General features: G+C 65.6%; 10 protein-coding genes and 1 pseudogene. 6 read left to right on the top strand and 5 right to left on the bottom strand.

The window, feature by feature from the left end; translation table 11 throughout:
• Positions 1–25 precede the first annotated feature (25 nt).
• Positions 26–1,618, top strand: a complete 1,593-nt coding sequence (locus ACT53N_RS13160) for a fatty acid--CoA ligase (RefSeq protein WP_476064322.1) — start codon at positions 26–28, stop codon at positions 1,616–1,618.
• Between the two features lie 11 nt (positions 1,619–1,629).
• Positions 1,630–1,713 (top strand): annotated as a pseudogene (locus ACT53N_RS13155) (hypothetical protein); the annotation flags it as partial.
• A gap of 56 nt (positions 1,714–1,769) precedes the next feature.
• Here ACT53N_RS13155 and ACT53N_RS13150 read toward each other — a convergent pair.
• From ACT53N_RS13150 to ACT53N_RS13140, 3 genes are all read right to left on the bottom strand, one after another.
• Entirely contained in the window at positions 1,770–2,693 is a 924-nt protein-coding gene (locus ACT53N_RS13150) for a Gfo/Idh/MocA family protein (RefSeq protein ID WP_476064321.1), read from the bottom strand.
• A gap of 170 nt (positions 2,694–2,863) precedes the next feature.
• Complete coding sequence (locus tag ACT53N_RS13145) at positions 2,864–5,140, bottom strand: beta-glucosidase (RefSeq protein ID WP_476064320.1); 2,277 nt, start codon at positions 5,138–5,140, stop codon at positions 2,864–2,866.
• 59 nt (positions 5,141–5,199) lie between these two features.
• Complete coding sequence (locus ACT53N_RS13140; RefSeq protein WP_476064319.1) at positions 5,200–6,243, bottom strand: LacI family DNA-binding transcriptional regulator; 1,044 nt, start codon at positions 6,241–6,243, stop codon at positions 5,200–5,202.
• A gap of 647 nt (positions 6,244–6,890) precedes the next feature.
• Between ACT53N_RS13140 and ACT53N_RS13135 the strand changes: the two genes are divergently transcribed.
• From ACT53N_RS13135 to ACT53N_RS13125, 3 genes are all read left to right on the top strand, one after another.
• A complete protein-coding gene (locus ACT53N_RS13135) occupies positions 6,891–10,004 on the top strand; it encodes a TonB-dependent receptor (RefSeq protein WP_476064318.1) in 3,114 nt (1,037 codons plus the stop codon).
• A 179-nt stretch (positions 10,005–10,183) separates the two neighbouring features.
• A complete protein-coding gene (locus tag ACT53N_RS13130; protein ID WP_476064317.1) occupies positions 10,184–11,716 on the top strand; it encodes a tryptophan halogenase family protein in 1,533 nt (510 codons plus the stop codon).
• A 10-nt stretch (positions 11,717–11,726) separates the two neighbouring features.
• Positions 11,727–13,277 (top strand): tryptophan halogenase family protein, encoded by a 1,551-nt coding sequence (locus tag ACT53N_RS13125; protein ID WP_476064316.1) that lies wholly within the window; start codon positions 11,727–11,729, stop codon positions 13,275–13,277.
• 31 nt (positions 13,278–13,308) lie between these two features.
• Here ACT53N_RS13125 and ACT53N_RS13120 read toward each other — a convergent pair whose 3' ends face one another.
• Positions 13,309–14,361 carry a hypothetical protein gene (locus tag ACT53N_RS13120; protein WP_476064315.1) on the bottom strand — a complete coding sequence of 351 codons (1,053 nt, stop codon included), beginning with the start codon at positions 14,359–14,361 and terminating at the stop codon, positions 13,309–13,311.
• 22 nt (positions 14,362–14,383) lie between these two features.
• The gene (locus tag ACT53N_RS13115; RefSeq protein ID WP_476064314.1) at positions 14,384–15,580 is read right to left on the bottom strand and encodes a hypothetical protein; all 1,197 of its coding nucleotides are present in this window, start codon (positions 15,578–15,580) and stop codon (positions 14,384–14,386) included.
• 437 nt (positions 15,581–16,017) lie between these two features.
• Here ACT53N_RS13115 and ACT53N_RS13110 point away from each other — a divergent pair, with 437 nt between their 5' ends.
• Positions 16,018–16,905, top strand: coding sequence for an alpha/beta fold hydrolase (locus ACT53N_RS13110; protein WP_476064313.1), 888 nt, complete (start codon positions 16,018–16,020; stop codon positions 16,903–16,905).
• The last annotated feature ends 11 nt before the right edge of the window (positions 16,906–16,916 follow it).

The following is a 16,916-nucleotide window of genomic DNA, read 5'->3' as shown; positions in this document are numbered from 1 at the left end:
CCGGCGAACGAGGGAGACAGGCTGGATGTCCGAGGCGATCGACTTCGACCGCATGAACACGCTGGGCGACGTGCCGCGTTATCACGCCGAGGCGCGGCCTGAGGCGGTGGCCTTCAGCTTCGAGGGGCGCGAGACAAGTTTCGCGCAGCTGGATCGGCACGCCAATCAGGTGGCCAACGCGCTTCTGGCGGCCGGGCTGTCGACCGGCGACCGCATCGCCTATATCGGCAAGAACAGCGACCACTATTTCGAGCTGCTGCTCGGCGCGGCCAAGGCTGGGGTGGTCACCACGCCGATCGGCTGGCGTCTGGCCGCGCCGGAGATCGCCTATATCGTCGCCGACAGCGACGCCAGGCTGGTCTTTGTCGGTCGCGAGCTGATCGGCCATGTTGACGCGGTCGCCGCCGAGCTGACCCACCGTCCTGTGGTCATCGCCATGGAGCCTGAGGACGCAGGCGACTATCCGACCTTTGAGGCCTGGCGCGACGCGGCCAGCGACGTGGACCCGCACAAGCCGATCAAGACCTCGGACATCGCCATCCAGCTGTACACATCAGGCACCACGGGGCGGCCCAAGGGCGCGATGCTGACCCATCACAACCTTCTGGGCATGCGGCGTGAGGCGGCCAAGAACCCGCTGGAGTGGAACCAGTGGGGGCCCAGCGACGTCAGCCTAGTGGCGATGCCCGTGGCCCATATCGGCGGCACCGGCTGGGGCCTGGTGGGCCTAATCAACGGCGCCAAGGGCGTGGTGGCTCGCGAGTTCGATCCGACCAAGGTCCTGGACTTCATCGAGAAGGATCGCATCTCGAAGATGTTCATGGTGCCGGCGGCGCTGCAGATCGTGGTGCGGCTGCCAAGGGCGCGCGAGGTCGACTACTCGCGCCTGACCCACATCCTCTATGGCGCCGCGCCCATTCCGCTCGACCTGCTGCGCGAGTGTATGGAGGTGTTCGGCTGCGGCTTCGTCCAGCAGTACGGCATGACCGAGACGACGGGCACGGTGGTCTACCTGCCGCCGGAGGATCACGACCCGGCCGGCAACAAGCGCATGCGCGCCGCGGGGCTGCCGATGCCAGGCGTGGAGCTGAAGATCATCGACGATGCCGGCAACAGCTTGCCGCCCAACACGGTGGGCGAGGTCGCGGTGCGGTCCAGCGCCAACATGGCCGGCTACTGGAAGCTGGACGAGGCCACGGCCAAGACCATGGACGCCGACGGCTGGCTGCGAACCGGCGACGCCGGCTATCTCGACGAGGACGGCTACCTCTTCATCCACGATCGGGTGAAGGACATGATCATCTCGGGCGGCGAGAACATCTATCCGGCCGAGGTCGAGAGCGCGGTCTACGGCCACCCGCACGTGGCCGAAGTGGCCGTGATCGGCGTCCCCGACGACAAGTGGGGCGAGGCGGTCAAGGCGGTGGTCGCCCCCAAGCCCGGCGTCACGCCCGACGCCGACGACATCATCGCCTTCGCCCGCACCCGCATCGCTCACTTCAAGGCGCCCAAGAGCGTGGACTTTGTCCCGGCCTTGCCGCGCAACGCGTCGGGCAAGATTTTGCGGCGGGAACTGCGGGCGCCGTACTGGGAGGGGCGTGAGCGGCAGGTGAATTGAGCGCCGAGCGCGCCCCCTCCGTCTCGTCGCCTATCGGCGCCGATCCACCTCCCCCGCAAGCGGGGCAGGAGGGTGTGGCGTACTCCTCACCCGTGAAACGGGGGAGGTGGCGCGCGGCGCAGCCGCGTGACGGAGGGGGCGCTAGAAACGCCTACTCCACAAACGCCTCGACGCTCTCCCGATCCCCCACCAGGAACGCATCCGCCACCAGCGCCAGCGGCCGCATGTCAACCTCGGAGCGCCCCTCGGCGATCAGGGTCGCGAAGCGGTCATAGAGGCCCGGATATTCACGGTTCTCGCCGACCTCGACGGACGTCCCGTCGATCATCAGCTCGGCCCCACCCATCGAGAGCTTCAGCACGCCGTCGTTGGTCCAGGCGGTAATGTCCCAGGTCTGCGGGCCGGTCTGCAGGAAGTCGAGATCGGCGGTGATCGGCGCGCCGCTCAGCGTGGTCATGTCGACATGGCCGGCGATCGGGGCCTGGACGTTCTCAGGGACCTGCAGACGCGCGCCGGTGACGAACACCTCGGCGGGCATGATCTCGGTCAGGATCGAGAGGGCGTTGATCGCCGGGTCGAAGACCCCCATCCCGCCGGCCTGCCAGATCCACGTCTGGCCGGGGTGCCAGCGGCGGACGTCCTCGCGCCATTCGATGGCCAGCTTCTGGAGTTTGCGCTCCGCCAGCCAGACCTTGGCTCTCGGAACCCCGGCGGCGAAGCGCGAATGCCAGCTGGTGAACAGGGTCACGCCCTGGTCGCGGGCCACGGCGGCCAGTTCGTTGACCTCACCGACGGTGACGCCCGGCGGCTTTTCGAGGAACACATGCTTGCCCGCCCGCAGCGCCGTCAGCGCGGTCTCGCGTCGGACTTGGGGCGGCGTGCAGAGCGCTACGGCGTCGACCGCTGGGCCCTGGGCGAGAAGCTCATTGAGATCGTGAAAGACCGGCAGATCGCCGTGGGCCGGACGTCCATGACTAGCGGCGGCGACCAGGTCAAAGCGCGGGTCCCCGGCGATCGCGGGAAGATGCTGGTCATGGGCGATCTTGCCCAGGCCCACGAGGCCGATCCTGATCACGCTGCTTGTCTCCCCTACGCCGCGACAGGGCGGCGGCCCTAGTTATGCGATCAATGGCGCGAGGCAAACCGACGGACAAAAAAAGGAGCGTCGCGGGGGGCGACGCTCCTGAAGACGGGAAGAGACGCAGGGAACGGCGGGAAGCAGACAGGCTGGCTCCCGCCAGCTCACTACTTCGCCGCCGGGGAAACCGGCAGGCTCCGAGCCGCCAGGGTGACCTGGGCGGTGGAGGAGAGGGCCCGGGACGAAGCGCCCAGGGCGATGTCGTACTGGCCGGCCGCGATCGACCAGCCATGCGCCTTGCTGTCCCAGACGGCCAGCAGGCGCGGGTCGACCGTGACGGTCACGCGCTGGCTGGCGCCGGGGGCGAGGGAGACCTTCTGGAAGCCCGCCAGGCGCTTGGGGGCCTCCCAGCCACCAGCCTTGGGACTGACATAGACCTGCGGCACGTCCTTGCCGGGACGCTGGCCGACGTTCTTCACGTCGAAGCTGACCGTGACCTTGTCGCCCGAGGCGTTGGCCGTCAGGTTCGAATAGGCGAACTGGGTGTAGGAGAGGCCGTGGCCGAAGGCGAACAGCGGCTCGATCTTCTTCAGGTCGTACCACTTGTAGCCGACGGCGGCGCCTTCCAGCGTGTAGTCGACGTCGAACATCTCGCCGTCGGGCTTGCCCAGGCCGTCCAGCTTGGGACGCGGCAGTTCGGCGACGCTCTTGGGGAAGGTCACCGGCAGACGGCCCGAGGCGTCGACCTCGCCGGTCAGGACACGTGCGATGGCCTCGCCGCCAGCCGTGCCGGGGAACCAGGCCTCGACCACGGCGCCGACCTTGTCGAGCCACGGCATAAGGACCGGACCGCCGGTCAGCAGCACCACGACCGTCTTTTTGTTGGCCGAGGCCACCGCGTCGATCGTCGCGTCCTGGTTCTTGGGCAGGTTCAGGGTCTCGACGTCGACCGACTCGGTGGTCCACTGGTCGGCGAAGACCAGGGCCAGATCGCTGGACGCCGCCAGCTTGGCGGCGCGGGCCGGATCGGTCCCGTCGTCATAGACGACCTTGGCGCCGGGATAGCGTGCGGCGAGCGCCTTCAGCGGCGACGAGGGATAGTAGATCACCGGGCCCGGCCAGGTCTTGGGCTCCAGGCCCTGCACGGCGCGCCCGCCGACGGGATAGACCTGCGAGGAGCCGCCGCCCGACAGCACGCCGACATCGGCGTAGGCGCCGATCACGGCGATGGTCTTGGCGGTCTTGGCCAGGGGCAGCAGGCCGCCCTCGTTCTTCAGCAGGACGATGCCTTCTTCGGCGTCGGCCTGGGTGATCTTGGCGTGGGCGACCAGGGTCTCGGCCGGCAGGGCCATCGGCGCGCCCGTCAGCGGGTGATCGACCACGCCGCTGGCGAACATCGCGCGCAGCACCCGGCGTGCCATGTCGTCGATGCGGGCTTGGCTGACGGCGCCCGAGGCCAGGTCGGCCTTCAGCGGCGCGGCGAAGAAGGGCTGCTTGTCGAAGGCCTCGCCCGCCGATTCCTGGTCGAGCCCGGCGTTGGCGGCCTTGGCCGACGAATGGGCCGCGCCCCAGTCGGACATGACGTAGCCCTTGTAGCCCCAGTCCTTCTTCAGGACGGTGTTGAGCAGCCAGTCGCTCTCGCAGGAATAGACCGAATTGACGCGGTTATAGGCGCACATCACCGAGTGCGGGTCGGACTGCTCGATGGCGAACTGGAACGCCAGCAGGTCGGACATCCGCGCGGCGGTGTCGTCGATGTTCGAGCTGACCACGAAGCGCCCGGTCTCCTGGGCGTTCAGCGCATAGTGCTTGATGGTCGAGATGATGTTGTTGGACTGGATGCCCCGGATCTGGGCGGCGACCATGACGCCGGCCAGCAGCGGATCCTCGCCGCCGTACTCGAAGTTGCGGCCGTTGCGCGGCTCGCGGACCAGATTGACGCCGCCGGCCAGCTGTACGTTGAAGCCGGAGTCGCGCGCCTCCTTGCCGATCATCGCGCCGCCCTTGAAGGCCAACTCCGGGTTCCAGGTCGCGGTGGTGGCCATGCCTGAGGGCAGGGCGGTGCGCTCCCGGAATTCCTTGGCGCTGCCCTGGGTGGCGACGCCGACGCCGGCGTCGGTCTGGAACTGGGCCGGGATGCCCAGGCGCGGCACGCCCGCGACATAGCCCGCCGAGCCCGGCAGCGAGTCGGGAATCCGCGTGTACTTCGGCTTCATGTCGGCGCCGAAATAGCCAAAGATCAGCGTGAACTTCTCATCGTTGGTCATGGCGTTGAGCACGAGGTCCGCGCGCTTGTCGGCGTCGAGGCTCTTGTCCATCCACGGATGGGCGGGCGCGGCGACGGGCTTGGCGCTGTCGGCCAGGGCGGGGGCGACCGTCAGCGCCGAAGCCGAGGCGCCGATCAGCAGGGCGAGGGAGAGGCCCCGCAAAGTCGTCCAGGTCATGTTTCCTCCGTCGTGTTCTTCTTGGGCCCCGCGCGGCCTCGGGCCGTGGCGGGGCGGGTTCAGGTCTTGAGGCCGCCGGGCGTGTCGCTCCGGACGGGACCGGTGGACTCGCGCACCACAAGGCTGTGCTGCGCGAGGAAGGGGGTGTTGGTCTTGCCCGCGCCCTCATTGGCGTTCCACGCCGCGAAGGCCTGCATCGCGCGCAGGGCCATCTGGTCGAAGGGTTGGCGGATGGTGGTCAGGCTGGGCCAGATCACGCCGGCGATCGGGGCGTCGTCGAAGCCCACCACGGACAGATCGTCGGGGATCCGCAGGCCGCGCCGCTGGGCTTCCATGCAGGTGGCTGCGGCCATGTCGTCATTGGCCGCGAAGATCGCCGTCGGCGGGTTGTCGATATCCAGCAGCGTCTTGGCCGCCTCGATCCCGGTCTTGAAGGTGAACTCGCCCTGCACGATCAGCTCGGGCGAGGGGCGGGGCAGGCCGCGCGCGGCGTAGGCCTCGAAGAAGCCGTTGCGGCGATGGGTGCTGGCGGCGTGGTCCGGGTGGCCGGCGATGTGGCCGATCCGGGTGTGGCCCAGCGAGAACAGATGCTCGACCACTTCACGCGCGGCGGCGCGGTCGTCCATGCCGATGGCGGGAAACTGCGGGTCGGGCGTGGTGGGTGTGATCAGCACGCAGCGCACGTCCAACTCGCGCATCAGCTCCTTCATCGGGCCAAAGTCGCATTCCGGCGGTAGCAGGATCATTTCGCGGATGCCGCCGTCGCGCACAAACGCCCGGACACGGTCCTGCCAGCCAGGGATGGGGCCCTCGGACAAGTCGACCGACAGGTGGCGGCCGGTCTCGACGCAGGCCAGCAACAGGGCGTGGTGGACGCGGGTGTGGTAGCCGCCCGACGGGTCGCCCATCAGCACGCCGACCGATCCGGAGCCCTGTGAGCGCAGGCTGCGCGCCACCGCACTGGGCTGATAGCCGAGGTCCTGCATGGCTGCGCGGACACGATCGCGCGTCTTGGCGCTGACGCTCTCATGATCGTTGAGAACGCGGGAGACGGTCTTGGGCGAGACGCCCGCCCGCTCAGCCACGTCGTTGATCGTCGTCATTGGTCCCCGTACCCGCTCACCGCCCGTATCAAGACGCTCACCCCACCAGCGAAAGGTGGCGTTCGCAAGACGGCGACGGCTTCAAGCCATAGGCGATGTTGTCCTGCATGTCATCTAGATAGGACAAATTGGGTCAAAATTGGCAGGCAATAGGACAAATATCAGGACATTTAATGATCCCCCGGCTTTCCTTGAAGCGGCGGTGGCGGCCTGGCTCTGGTATCCGGATGGGGTGTCCAGAGGGCTTGTTTCTCAGGGCTTTGCCTGTACTAAGCGAAGGAAAAAAGTCTAATAAAAACAGTGATTGATATCGTCTCCTCTCTATTAGTGGTAGCGTTATCATCGCTTGTGGCCAAGGCTGTGGCGTAGTTCTGGATGCGCTGAAATCCTTGTCGGGCAGGAATGACAACGTTGACATTTATGTTGACTTGGTTGGGACATTTCCAGATTGTGACGATGTTCGGTGAAGGCGCGGGGCTGGAATCGGACGTCCGGGCGCCGGGGCCGCCGAGGGATTTGGACAGTCGCGGGACACGCGGCTGGGCAAGCCAGCAAAGCCTCACCGGGTCTCGTCAGCCGCCCACAGAGCGGCGGCCCGAGGCGCGGTCGAGCGGCCAATAAGAACGAACACTCTGGGGAGCGAGCAATTGTCACAGGAAGCAAGAAAATCCGTGCTCAAGCGCGGACTGACGCTGGCGCTGGTCGCCGGCGCGTCGCAACTGGCCCTGACCAGCGGGGCGTTCGCCCAGCAGGCGGCCGGCGACACGCAAGTCGAGGAGATCGTCGTCACCGGCGTCCGCGGCTCGCAACTGAAATCGGTTGATCTGAAGCGCAAGGAAGCCGCGATCGTCGACGCGATCTCGGCCGAAGACATCGGCAAGCTGCCGGACGTCACCATCGCCGACTCGCTGCAGCGCATCTCGGGCGTGCAGATCCAGCGCAACGCTGGTGAAGGCGCGACGGTCAACATCCGCGGCCTGGCCCAGGTCATCACTCTGCTGAACGGCGAACAGTATCTCAGCGCCGGCAACATGGGCTCGGCCCAGCCGAACCTGCTGGACGTGCCCTCGCAGCTGATGAACCAGGTGCTGGTCTACAAGTCGACCAACCCGCGCAACGCCCTGTCGGGCATCTCGGGCACGCTGGACCTGAAGACCCGTCGTCCGTTCGACTTCAAGAACGGCTTCACGGTCACCGGCGCGGCCGAAGCCCAGCGCGGCGAGCGCACCAAGGAAGACGATTACCTGCTGAACGGCGTCCTGAACTGGCGCAATGACCGCGTCGGCCTGATGCTGTCGGCCGCCGCCAGCAAGGCCAACCTGGGCAACAACTCCTCGGGCGTCGTCGGTCTGTCGGGCAACAACGACTGGGGCGGTTCGGCCGCGACGAACTTCGTCTCGCCGCACGGCTTCGAAAGCTTCAACCGCGTGGTCGAGCGCGATCGTCTGGGCGTCAACGCCTCGTTCCAGGCTGACCTGGGCGAAGGCTTCACCCTGATCGCCGAAGGCTTCTACGCCAAGCTCGACGAGTACAACCGCGGCGCGGGCATCAACATCTCCAACCGCTGGGACGGCGGCGCGTTCGGCGTCTGGACCAAGCCGACGGTTTCTCAGGCCACGGGCGTCAACAGCCCGGCCAACGGCCGTCCGTGGGTCGCTGTCGACGAGTACGACATCGACGCCTGGTGGGTGAACTCGTTCTCGGTCAACCGCACCACCAAGTCGGAGTCGAAGAACTACAACCTCGAACTGAAGTACGACAACGGCGGTCCGTTCACCTCGGAAGTCCGCGCCATCCGCGCCAGCGGCGATCGTCTCAGCATGAACGGCCAAGCCCAGGGCGACCTGTCGAACTGGCAGTATGGTCCGAACCGCTTCAACCTGTTCCGTGACGCCAACGACCGCACGCGCGGCACCTTCTATCCGAAGGGGATCTGCGACCAGTATCCGGCGGCGCAGCGCAGCAACTCGGTCGTCGGCAGCGCCGGCGGCTGCTACCTGAACCCGAACCCGCTGGGTTACGGCCAGAACCCGCAGCTGCACTACAACATCAGCGGCGATCACCCGGTGTGGAGCGGCTTCGACCGTCCGATCACCGGCGGTCTGGGCGCGGGCAAGTCGCTCAAGGACTATATGGCCAACAAGGACAGCTACGCGATCGGCGCGTTCTCGTCCGAGGGCAATAACGAAGTCAGCTCGGACATGAACGTGTTCCGCGCCGAGGGCCACTACCGCTTCGACGACAAGTTCCTGGGCTTCATCACCAAGATCGACGCCGGCGTTCGCCAGAGCGACCGTTCGGTCAGCGTCGAGCAGTTCCACCTGTTCTCGGGCTTCTACGGCGGCGTCCCCGGCGCCGTGCAGGCCAATGGCCAACCGGTTCCGGCCGGTGGCTGCGAGGCCCAGTGGAAGGCCATCGACGTCGTCATGAGCCAGAACCAGTGCCAGGCCGGCGAGTTCGTGCCCGATCCGATCACCGGCAAGCCGGTGTTCCAAGGCTATACGGTCAACCGTCCGACCAAGCTCTCGACCTACAACAACGTGCTGTGGGTCGACGATCTGGGCGGCGTGACCTCGGGCATCCCGGGCTTCTGGGCCATCGATCCGCGCGACTTCGACGACGCGGAAGCCTTCCACAAGAAGGTCTTCGGCGGCGCCATCCGCGTCACCGTCCCGGGCCAGACCTACGACGTGACGATGAAGGTGCAGAGCGCCTACGGCGCGGCCAACTTCGAGATCGGCAACCTGCACGGCGACTTCGGCCTGCGCGTGATCCAGACCGAACTGAACGTGAAGCAGAACCTCACGGGCGACACCCGCAACTACGGCGACACCAACGCCGACGCGGGCGACTCGGTCAGCAAGCGCAAGTACACCGACTGGCTGCCGTCGCTGAACGCGGTCTACGACTTCAACGACAACTGGAAGTTCCGCTTCGCCTACGCCAAGACCATGCAACCGCTGGATCTGGGTAACTATGGCGGCGGTCTGTCGATCTTCACGGCCGACTGCGGCGCGGCTCTGCCGAACGTCCGCTGCGTCACCGGCGCCAGCGCCTCGGGCAACCCGAACCTGGATCCGTGGCGCGCTTCGAACTTCGACGGCGCCATCGAGTACTACTTCGGTCGCGCCTCGATGCTGAACGTCTCGGCCTTCCAGCTGAAGATCGACAGCTTCGTGACCGGCGGCACCACCACGGGCCGCTTCCCCGACCAGGACGGCGTCATCCGCCGCACCGTCAATGTCAGCCTGCCCGTCCAGGGCGACGGCGGTTCGGTGAAGGGTCTGGAAGTCGGCGCGAAGATCGCGCTCAGCGACGTCTTGCCCGACATGGGCGTGATCTCGAACTTCGGTGTGGACACCAACTACACCTACTCGCCCAGCCACGAGAGCCGTCTGGACCTCGCGGGCGACGAGATCCCGTTCTTCGACAACTCCAAGCACCAGTTCAACCTGGTGGGTTGGTACCAGGACGACAAGCTGCAGGCCCGCGTGGCCTACAACTACCGGACCGACCGTCTGTCGGGCACGATGGGCGGCGGCGGCAACGCGGTCATCCCGGTCATGCAGAAGGCCACCGGCTATGTCGACGTGAACGTCAGCTACAACGTTCGCGACAATGTCACCGTCTACTTCAACGGGTCGAACGTCACTGGCGAGATCGAGGACTACTACCTCCGCTTCGCCAAGGGTCAGACCCAGTACGCCAACCAGAACGAGTTCGAGCCCCGCTACACGCTGGGTATCCGCGCGCGCTGGTAGGCTTGACCTGAAACAGGCTTGAGCGTGGCGGCCACGCTCAAGCCTCCCCCTCTCACCTCCTGCGGCCGCCGTGGTTCTCCACGGCGGCCAATTTTTTGGGGAGACGGCGCCTGTCCGCCTCGGGCGGCAACCGTTAGCCTGAAGACAAGCCGGACACAGAGCCGGAACCGGGAGCGACCATGCAGGACCATCGTATCCGCAAGCTGGTGATCGTCGGCGGAGGCACCGCCGGCTGGATGGCGGCTGCGGCGCTGCGGCGGCACTTCCACGGCGGTCCGCTGGAGATCACGCTGGTCGAGTCTGAGGACATCGGCACGGTCGGCGTCGGCGAGGCGACCATCCCCACCATTCGCGGCTTCTACCAGCAGCTGGGCCTGTCCGACATCGAGGTGATGCGGGCGACGCAAGCGACCTGCAAGCTGGGCATCCGCTTCAACGGCTGGCTGCGCGAGGGACAGTCGTTCATCCACCCCTTCGGCCATTTCGGCCAGGACCTGCGCGGCGTTCCGTTCCATCACTATTGGCGCAAGCTCGCCCAGGCGGGCGAGCCGAGCGACATCGCCGACTATTCGCTGGGCGCGTCGCTGGCCGCCGCCGGCAAGTTCATGGCCCCGCCGCGCAACCCGACCTCGACCCTGTCGGTCTTCGACTGGGCCCTGCACTTCGACGCGGGCCTGTTCGCCCAACTGATGCGCCGGGTGGCCGAGGACAACGGCGTGCGGCGGGTCGAGGGCAAGATCACCCAGGTCAATCTGCGCCCCGAAAACGGCTTCGTCGCCTCGCTGGACCTGGAAGGCGGTGCGCGCATCGAGGGCGATCTCTTCATCGACTGCTCGGGCTTCCGGGGCCTGTTGATCGAGGAGGCGCTGCACACCGGCTACGAGTCGTGGAGCGATCTTTTGTTCTGCGACCGCGCCTGGGCCGTGCAGAGTGAAGGGCAGGGCGATCCGCCGCCCTATACTGACGTCACCGCCCACAGCGCCGGCTGGCGCTGGCGCATCCCGCTGCAGCACCGCTACGGCAATGGCTATGTCTTCTCCTCGCGCCACATAAGCGACGAGGACGCCCTGGCCGAGCTGAAGGCCGCCGTGCCCGATCCGCTGCTGCACGAACCGCGCCTGATCCGCTTCAATCCCGGCCGCCGCAAGCAGGTCTGGAACAGGAACGTCATCGCTCTGGGCCTCGCGTCCGGCTTCCTCGAGCCGCTGGAGAGCACCTCGATCGCCCTCATCGAGACGGGCATCGAGAAGATCAAGGCGCTGTTCCCGGACCGTGACTTCGCGCCCGAGCTGGCCGACGAGTTCAACGACTGGTCCCGCCGCGAGATGGAGCGCGTGCGCGACTTCATCATCCTGCACTACTGGGCCAACAAGAGGGGCGACACGGCGTTCTGGCGCGACTGCAACGCCGTGACCTTGCCCGACACGCTGCAGCGCAAGATCGATCTCTTCCTCGGGCGCGGCCACTTCGTGCGCTATCGCTGGGAGATGTTCGCCCCGCCCAGCTGGATGGCGATCTATGCGGGCTTTGAGATGCTGCCCAAGGCGGTCGATCCCAGCCTGGACGGCGTCGACCCCAAGGCGCTGAGCGCCCCCTTGTCGGAAATGCGCAAGGCCGTGCGCGAGGTCGTCGCCTCGGCTCCGCCGCATCAGGCGTTCCTGGATCAGTACTGTCGTGCCGCGCCGGCCCAAGCCCCCAGCGCAGCGGAGTAGGACACCCCCCATGACCACCACGCACCCCAACGCGCTTCGCAAGATCGTCATCGTCGGCGGCGGCTCGGCCGGCTGGATCTCGGCGGCGATGCTCAGCCACTATTTCCAGAACGGCGGCTGCGCGGTCGAGCTGGTCGAGTCCGAGGAGATCGGCACCATCGGGGTCGGGGAGTCGACCATCCCGCCGTTCCTGCAACTGCTGGCCAGCCTGGGCGTCGACGAGCGCGAGTTCATCCAGGCCACCCAGGCCAGCTTCAAGCTGGGCATCCGCTTCGAGGACTGGAAGCAGAAAGGTGAGCGCTACTACCACCCCTTCGGCGCCATCGGCGGCCCGATCGGCCCGCACGAGTTCTATCAGTGCTGGCTGCGGGCCAAGGCCAACGGCCATCCCTCCAACCTGCAGGACTTCGCGCCCGGCACGGTGATGGCCGATCAGTGGAAGTTCATTCCGCCCATCAAGGCCCAGCGCACCCTGATCGCCGGCGCCAGCTACGCCCTGCATGTCGACGCGCGCTTGGTGGCCAAGTTCCTGCGCGACTACGCCGAGGCTCGGGGCGTCAAGCGCACCGAGGGCATCGTCACCGACGTGGTCACCCACCCCGACGGCTCGGTCGCCAAGGTGATCATGAAGGACGGCCGCGAGGTCGAGGGCGACCTCTTCATCGACTGCACCGGCTTCCGGTCGCTGCTGATCGGCAAGACCCTGGATGTGCCGTTCAACGACTGGTCGGACATGCTGCTGTGCGACCGCGCCGTGGTGGTGCAGACCGAAAACGTCGGCGCGCCGCACCCCTACACGGTCTCCAAGGCCGAGGACGCCGGCTGGCGCTGGCGTATCCCGCTGCAGCACCGGGCCGGCAACGGCTATGTGTTCAGCTCACGCCATCTCAGCGACGATGCGGCCCGCGCCACCCTCGTGAAGAACGTCGAAGGCCAAATGCTGATGAACCCGATGTTCATCGCCTTCAAGACCGGCATGCGCCGGCGCCTGTGGGACAAGAACGTCGTCGCCGTGGGCCTGGCCGGCGGCTTCATCGAGCCGCTGGAGTCGACGGCCCTGCACCTCATTTATCGCGGCATGGACTTCCTGCTGCGGTTCATGCCCGACCGCGACTTCGACCCGGCCCTGGCGGCCGAGTACAATCGCCGCATGACCGCCGACTACGAGGAAATTCGCGACTTCATCGTGCTGCACTACTGCACGACCCAGCGCGACGACACCCCGTTCTGGCGCGACGTCCGCAACGCCCCGATCCCCGACAGCCTGAAAGAGCGCATGGCCCTGTTCCAGGCCCAGGGGGTGCTGCGCGAGGGCGTCGACGACATGTTCCGCAACCCGTCCTGGCAGTCGGTGATGGAAGGCATGGGCGTGCGCCCGCGCCGCTACCAGCAACTGGTCGACACCGTGCCCTACGAGGTCATCACCCAGACCCTGGACCAGTCCGCCCCGATCCTGGCGGCCCAGGTGGCGGGCCTGCCGAGCCATGGCGAGTTCCTGGAAAAGCACTGCCCGGCGCCGAAGCCGGAAGCGGTGGTCGCGCCGTTTGGGGCGGTGGCGTAGGGGGGGCTACTTTTTGGAAGCGGACGCGGTTCTAGGCCGTGGCGCCAAAAAATTCATCGGCATGCTCGTTGTAGAGTTGCGCGACAATCGCGAGCATGCCGCGGATGATGACGTTCCATTTGGCATCTGCCATTTCTACCGTCTCATTCGCCGGCCTGTAGTGAACGATGATGTTGCGAAGCCCATAGAGCAACTCAACTAGCTTCGAACATCGTTTGTGATGGTCGTCCGCCTCGATCGCCAAGTCTCTGCAGACGGCTGAGATCAGACCCTGCTCGCAAAGGACTGCCAGAGCCGTGAACGCCTCTGCTTCCTTCGGTCGCCAAGCCAGTTGGTCCTCAAGCGTCTTGGCAAGATCTCGAGGTGATGCCGCAAAGTTGAGTATCGCCTTGAGCGCACTAAACCGCTTCATGCCGTAAAGCTGCTCGATGCAGCGATACACTTCAAGGAAGAGGTTTTCCCAAGAAATCGCCAGGACCCCCTGCACGAGATTGCGAAATGGGATTAGGGCGGAATCTGCCTCAAAGATTTCAGTCAATGCCGCGACGGTATCGGGCTCCAACGAGATAGGGCCATCGAAATACGTTCGCGCCAAGATCGCTCCAAGCACCCGATCCGTGATCGTGTGATAGTCGGCACCCGCGACCGCACGATAGACGAGCAGCGGCGGAAACAGTTGCTCAATATCCGCTAACTCATGGCCTTCATAGCCGGCCTCGTCCCTATAGCGTTCGTCAAGAGCTTGCTTGATCTCAGCAGCTGTCACGCTCATCGGCGGGCGGACCTGAGCCTCTAACACTGCAATAGTGAAAATCCCGGGGGTCGCGTCGACTATTTCGAGATCTGGCGGTGTAGCTTCAGGCTCAGGTAGACCAAAGGTGCAGAAGTAGCGCTGATCTTCATGCTCGATGCGAACGAGACGGATCTGACGCGTCACGATCCTGGCCTCAGCTTTGGCATTCGCCATCAAGGCCGCGTCCTCGTCGTCTTTGCGGGCGATCCAGCGCCCAGCGTCCGGACTGGCTACGGGGTCTCCCGCCTGCGCAGCAAAGTCCGTCAGCCGCCCAAAGAGAGCTGAACTCATGGCGATCCGATTTCGCGCCACATCAAGCTCTCCAGCAGACCCCCATGGACGGAACCTTAAAGTTCGTTTCAATAAGTACTTTGAAGGCGGTCTCGAAAAACGCCCGCTCATATCGACCAACGGCCGACCGCTTCTGGCCGCCTAGTTTTTCCCGCAGAACGTCCAATTCAAGGAATGCTACGAGGTCCTCAGGCGTCATAATCTCTAGCCGCTTCACGAGCTCGCCAGCATCGGTTTGCAGTTGAGCGAGAGCTATGTCGCTCTCACCCTCGGCCTTGTCCATTCCAAGTCTGCCCAGCACATGCAGAGCGCAGGCTACAACGAAGCCGATCCTCGCCGGTTGGCTATCGAAGATATTGCGACCGATCATGAACTTGGAGCTAGCCGCCTCGTCGGCTCCCTCCTGATCTGACGCCTCAAGCCGCGAGAAGGCTTTATCGATATTCACTAAAATCTGAACTATCGGATAGAAAAACCGATCATACTTTTTAGAGGCGATCGCCTCAGCGATGTCGAGGCGCGAGAATTCGTCCGCTAGCGTCTCCTGGGTGTCGATTTCTGTGCGGCGAATGCCGAACGCTAGATAGGCCTCGACCAAGCTGTCGGCGCTGAATTCGCCCCCCCTGAACCGGCGTTCAGACTTGTCGAGGCTAAGCAGTCGTTCGAATTCAACATGTTGCTTCATCTCTTCGACCAGAGGAGCATAGATAACTAGTAGTTGCCGCTTGATGTTCCACGGCACCTGACCCGTGTTGAGTACCAACATGCGGTAGATAAGGCTGTCGGTACTCTCGGCGAGCCAGCATTCGACCCTCACTGCCTGTTCGGCGACGCTATCATCGGCGTCGACAGCGTCCATCAGTGCGGTTGTGCGTTGCATTCCGTCGATAATGGAAATCGCATCGATCCAGTCTTTCGTGACGCGGCCGATGATTTCGTCCGGCGATTGCGCTGCAATGGCATCGAATTCGTCGGTGATTACAACCCCGATTACTACTGGTGGCAAGACGGCACCGCGCTTGATGTCTTCCACCATGCGCGCGCGGATACGGCGTCCCGTCGTCGTCTTCAGCGGCTCGCGCTGCCCTTTGAGGCCTCCGCGCTTATTGTACGCGCCTTCGACTAGCGCAATGTAGTCGGAGACCTTCATTCCAGTCATGATTGACCAGCAGGCGACCCGACCGTCGCGAAGTTTTGTCGTCTCTACAGAGTTGGGCACCGCATTCTCCTCACGACGACGCTAGCTGATCCGTTTGCATCTCGAAAGTGAGTATCAAGGCTCCAGCGTTCAGCCTCCGTCCAGTGTTGCGCTCGTCATCCCACCCGGTTGGGTCTCGACCAGTTGGCAACACATGCTTTTATTATGAGGGGGCGAGCAAGCGAACCTGCCTGTAATCCCCTCTAAGTCAACGCCGACACACACCTACCCAAACGCCGCCACCACCGTCTCAATCGGCAGGTCCAGCGTCCGGCTCTATTCCGGATCGTCCTCGAGCCCCGCACACCGCAGATAGAAGCGCCTCGCGGCGTCGTTTTCGGCCTGGACCGGCGCCGCGCCGATGCCGATGCTCCCGGCGGCCACGGCGATCCGCCTCAGGGCGTCGCTTCGCCCGCCCCGCCGTTGACAGGCGAGGCGTTCAACGGCTCGATATCGCCATGCGCCATCTCCTTATCGCCGTCGCGGCCGCCGCCCTCGTCGCCAACAGCGCCTTCGCCCAAGGCGCGCAGGATCCGCAGACGGTCTACAAGACCGTGGGGGTCAAGGCCGGCCCGCCGGCGGCGTCCATCGCCTATGGCGCCGCGGCGCAGCAGGTCGCCGACCTGCGCAAGCCGGCGGGCCAGGGACCGTTTCCCGTGGCGGTGGTCATTCATGGCGGCTGCTGGCGCGCGGATTTCGACAATCGCCTGAGCATGTCCGCCTTCGCCGAGGCGCTGGGCAAGCGCGGCTTTGCGACCTGGAACATCGAATACCGACGGCTCGGCGATCAGGGCGGTGGTTGGCCGGGCACCTTTGAGGATGTCGCGGGGGCGATCGACAAGCTCGCCGGGGTCGCCGCCGAGCATCAGCTGGACCTGTCGCGCGTGGTGATCGTCGGCCACTCGTCCGGAGCGCATCTGGCGCTGTGGGCGGCGTCGCGCTCGCGGCTGCCCGCGCCCTGGTCGAAGACCGCTGTCAAACCGGCCAGCGTTGTGGCGATTGATGGCCCTGCGGCCCTGGCGCCGCTGGTTGGGATCGACACCCAGTTCTGCGGCGCGCCGGTGATCGCGCCGTTCATGGGCGGGTCGCCCGACGAAAGGCCGGAGGCCTACAACCTGGCCTCGCCGGCCAACCATCTGCCTTTGGGAGTCCGGCAGCTGGCCGTGGAAGCTGAGCTAGGCGGTCTGATGCAGTCCTATAACAGCGCCGTTCGCGCCAGCGGCGATCAAATCGAGGTGCTGCGTCCCGACAAGGCCAATCACTTCGACATCGTGACGCCAGGCTCGCCCAATGGCGAAGCGGTCTTGGACTTCATCGCGGCCAAGGCGCTGCCCAAGCCCGAGTAGGGCGCGCGGCA

It is taken from the genome of Caulobacter sp. DMC95 (assembly GCF_056313785.1).
Note: the sequence above shows the minus strand (reverse complement) of the source record. Positions and strands in the feature narration are given on the sequence as shown.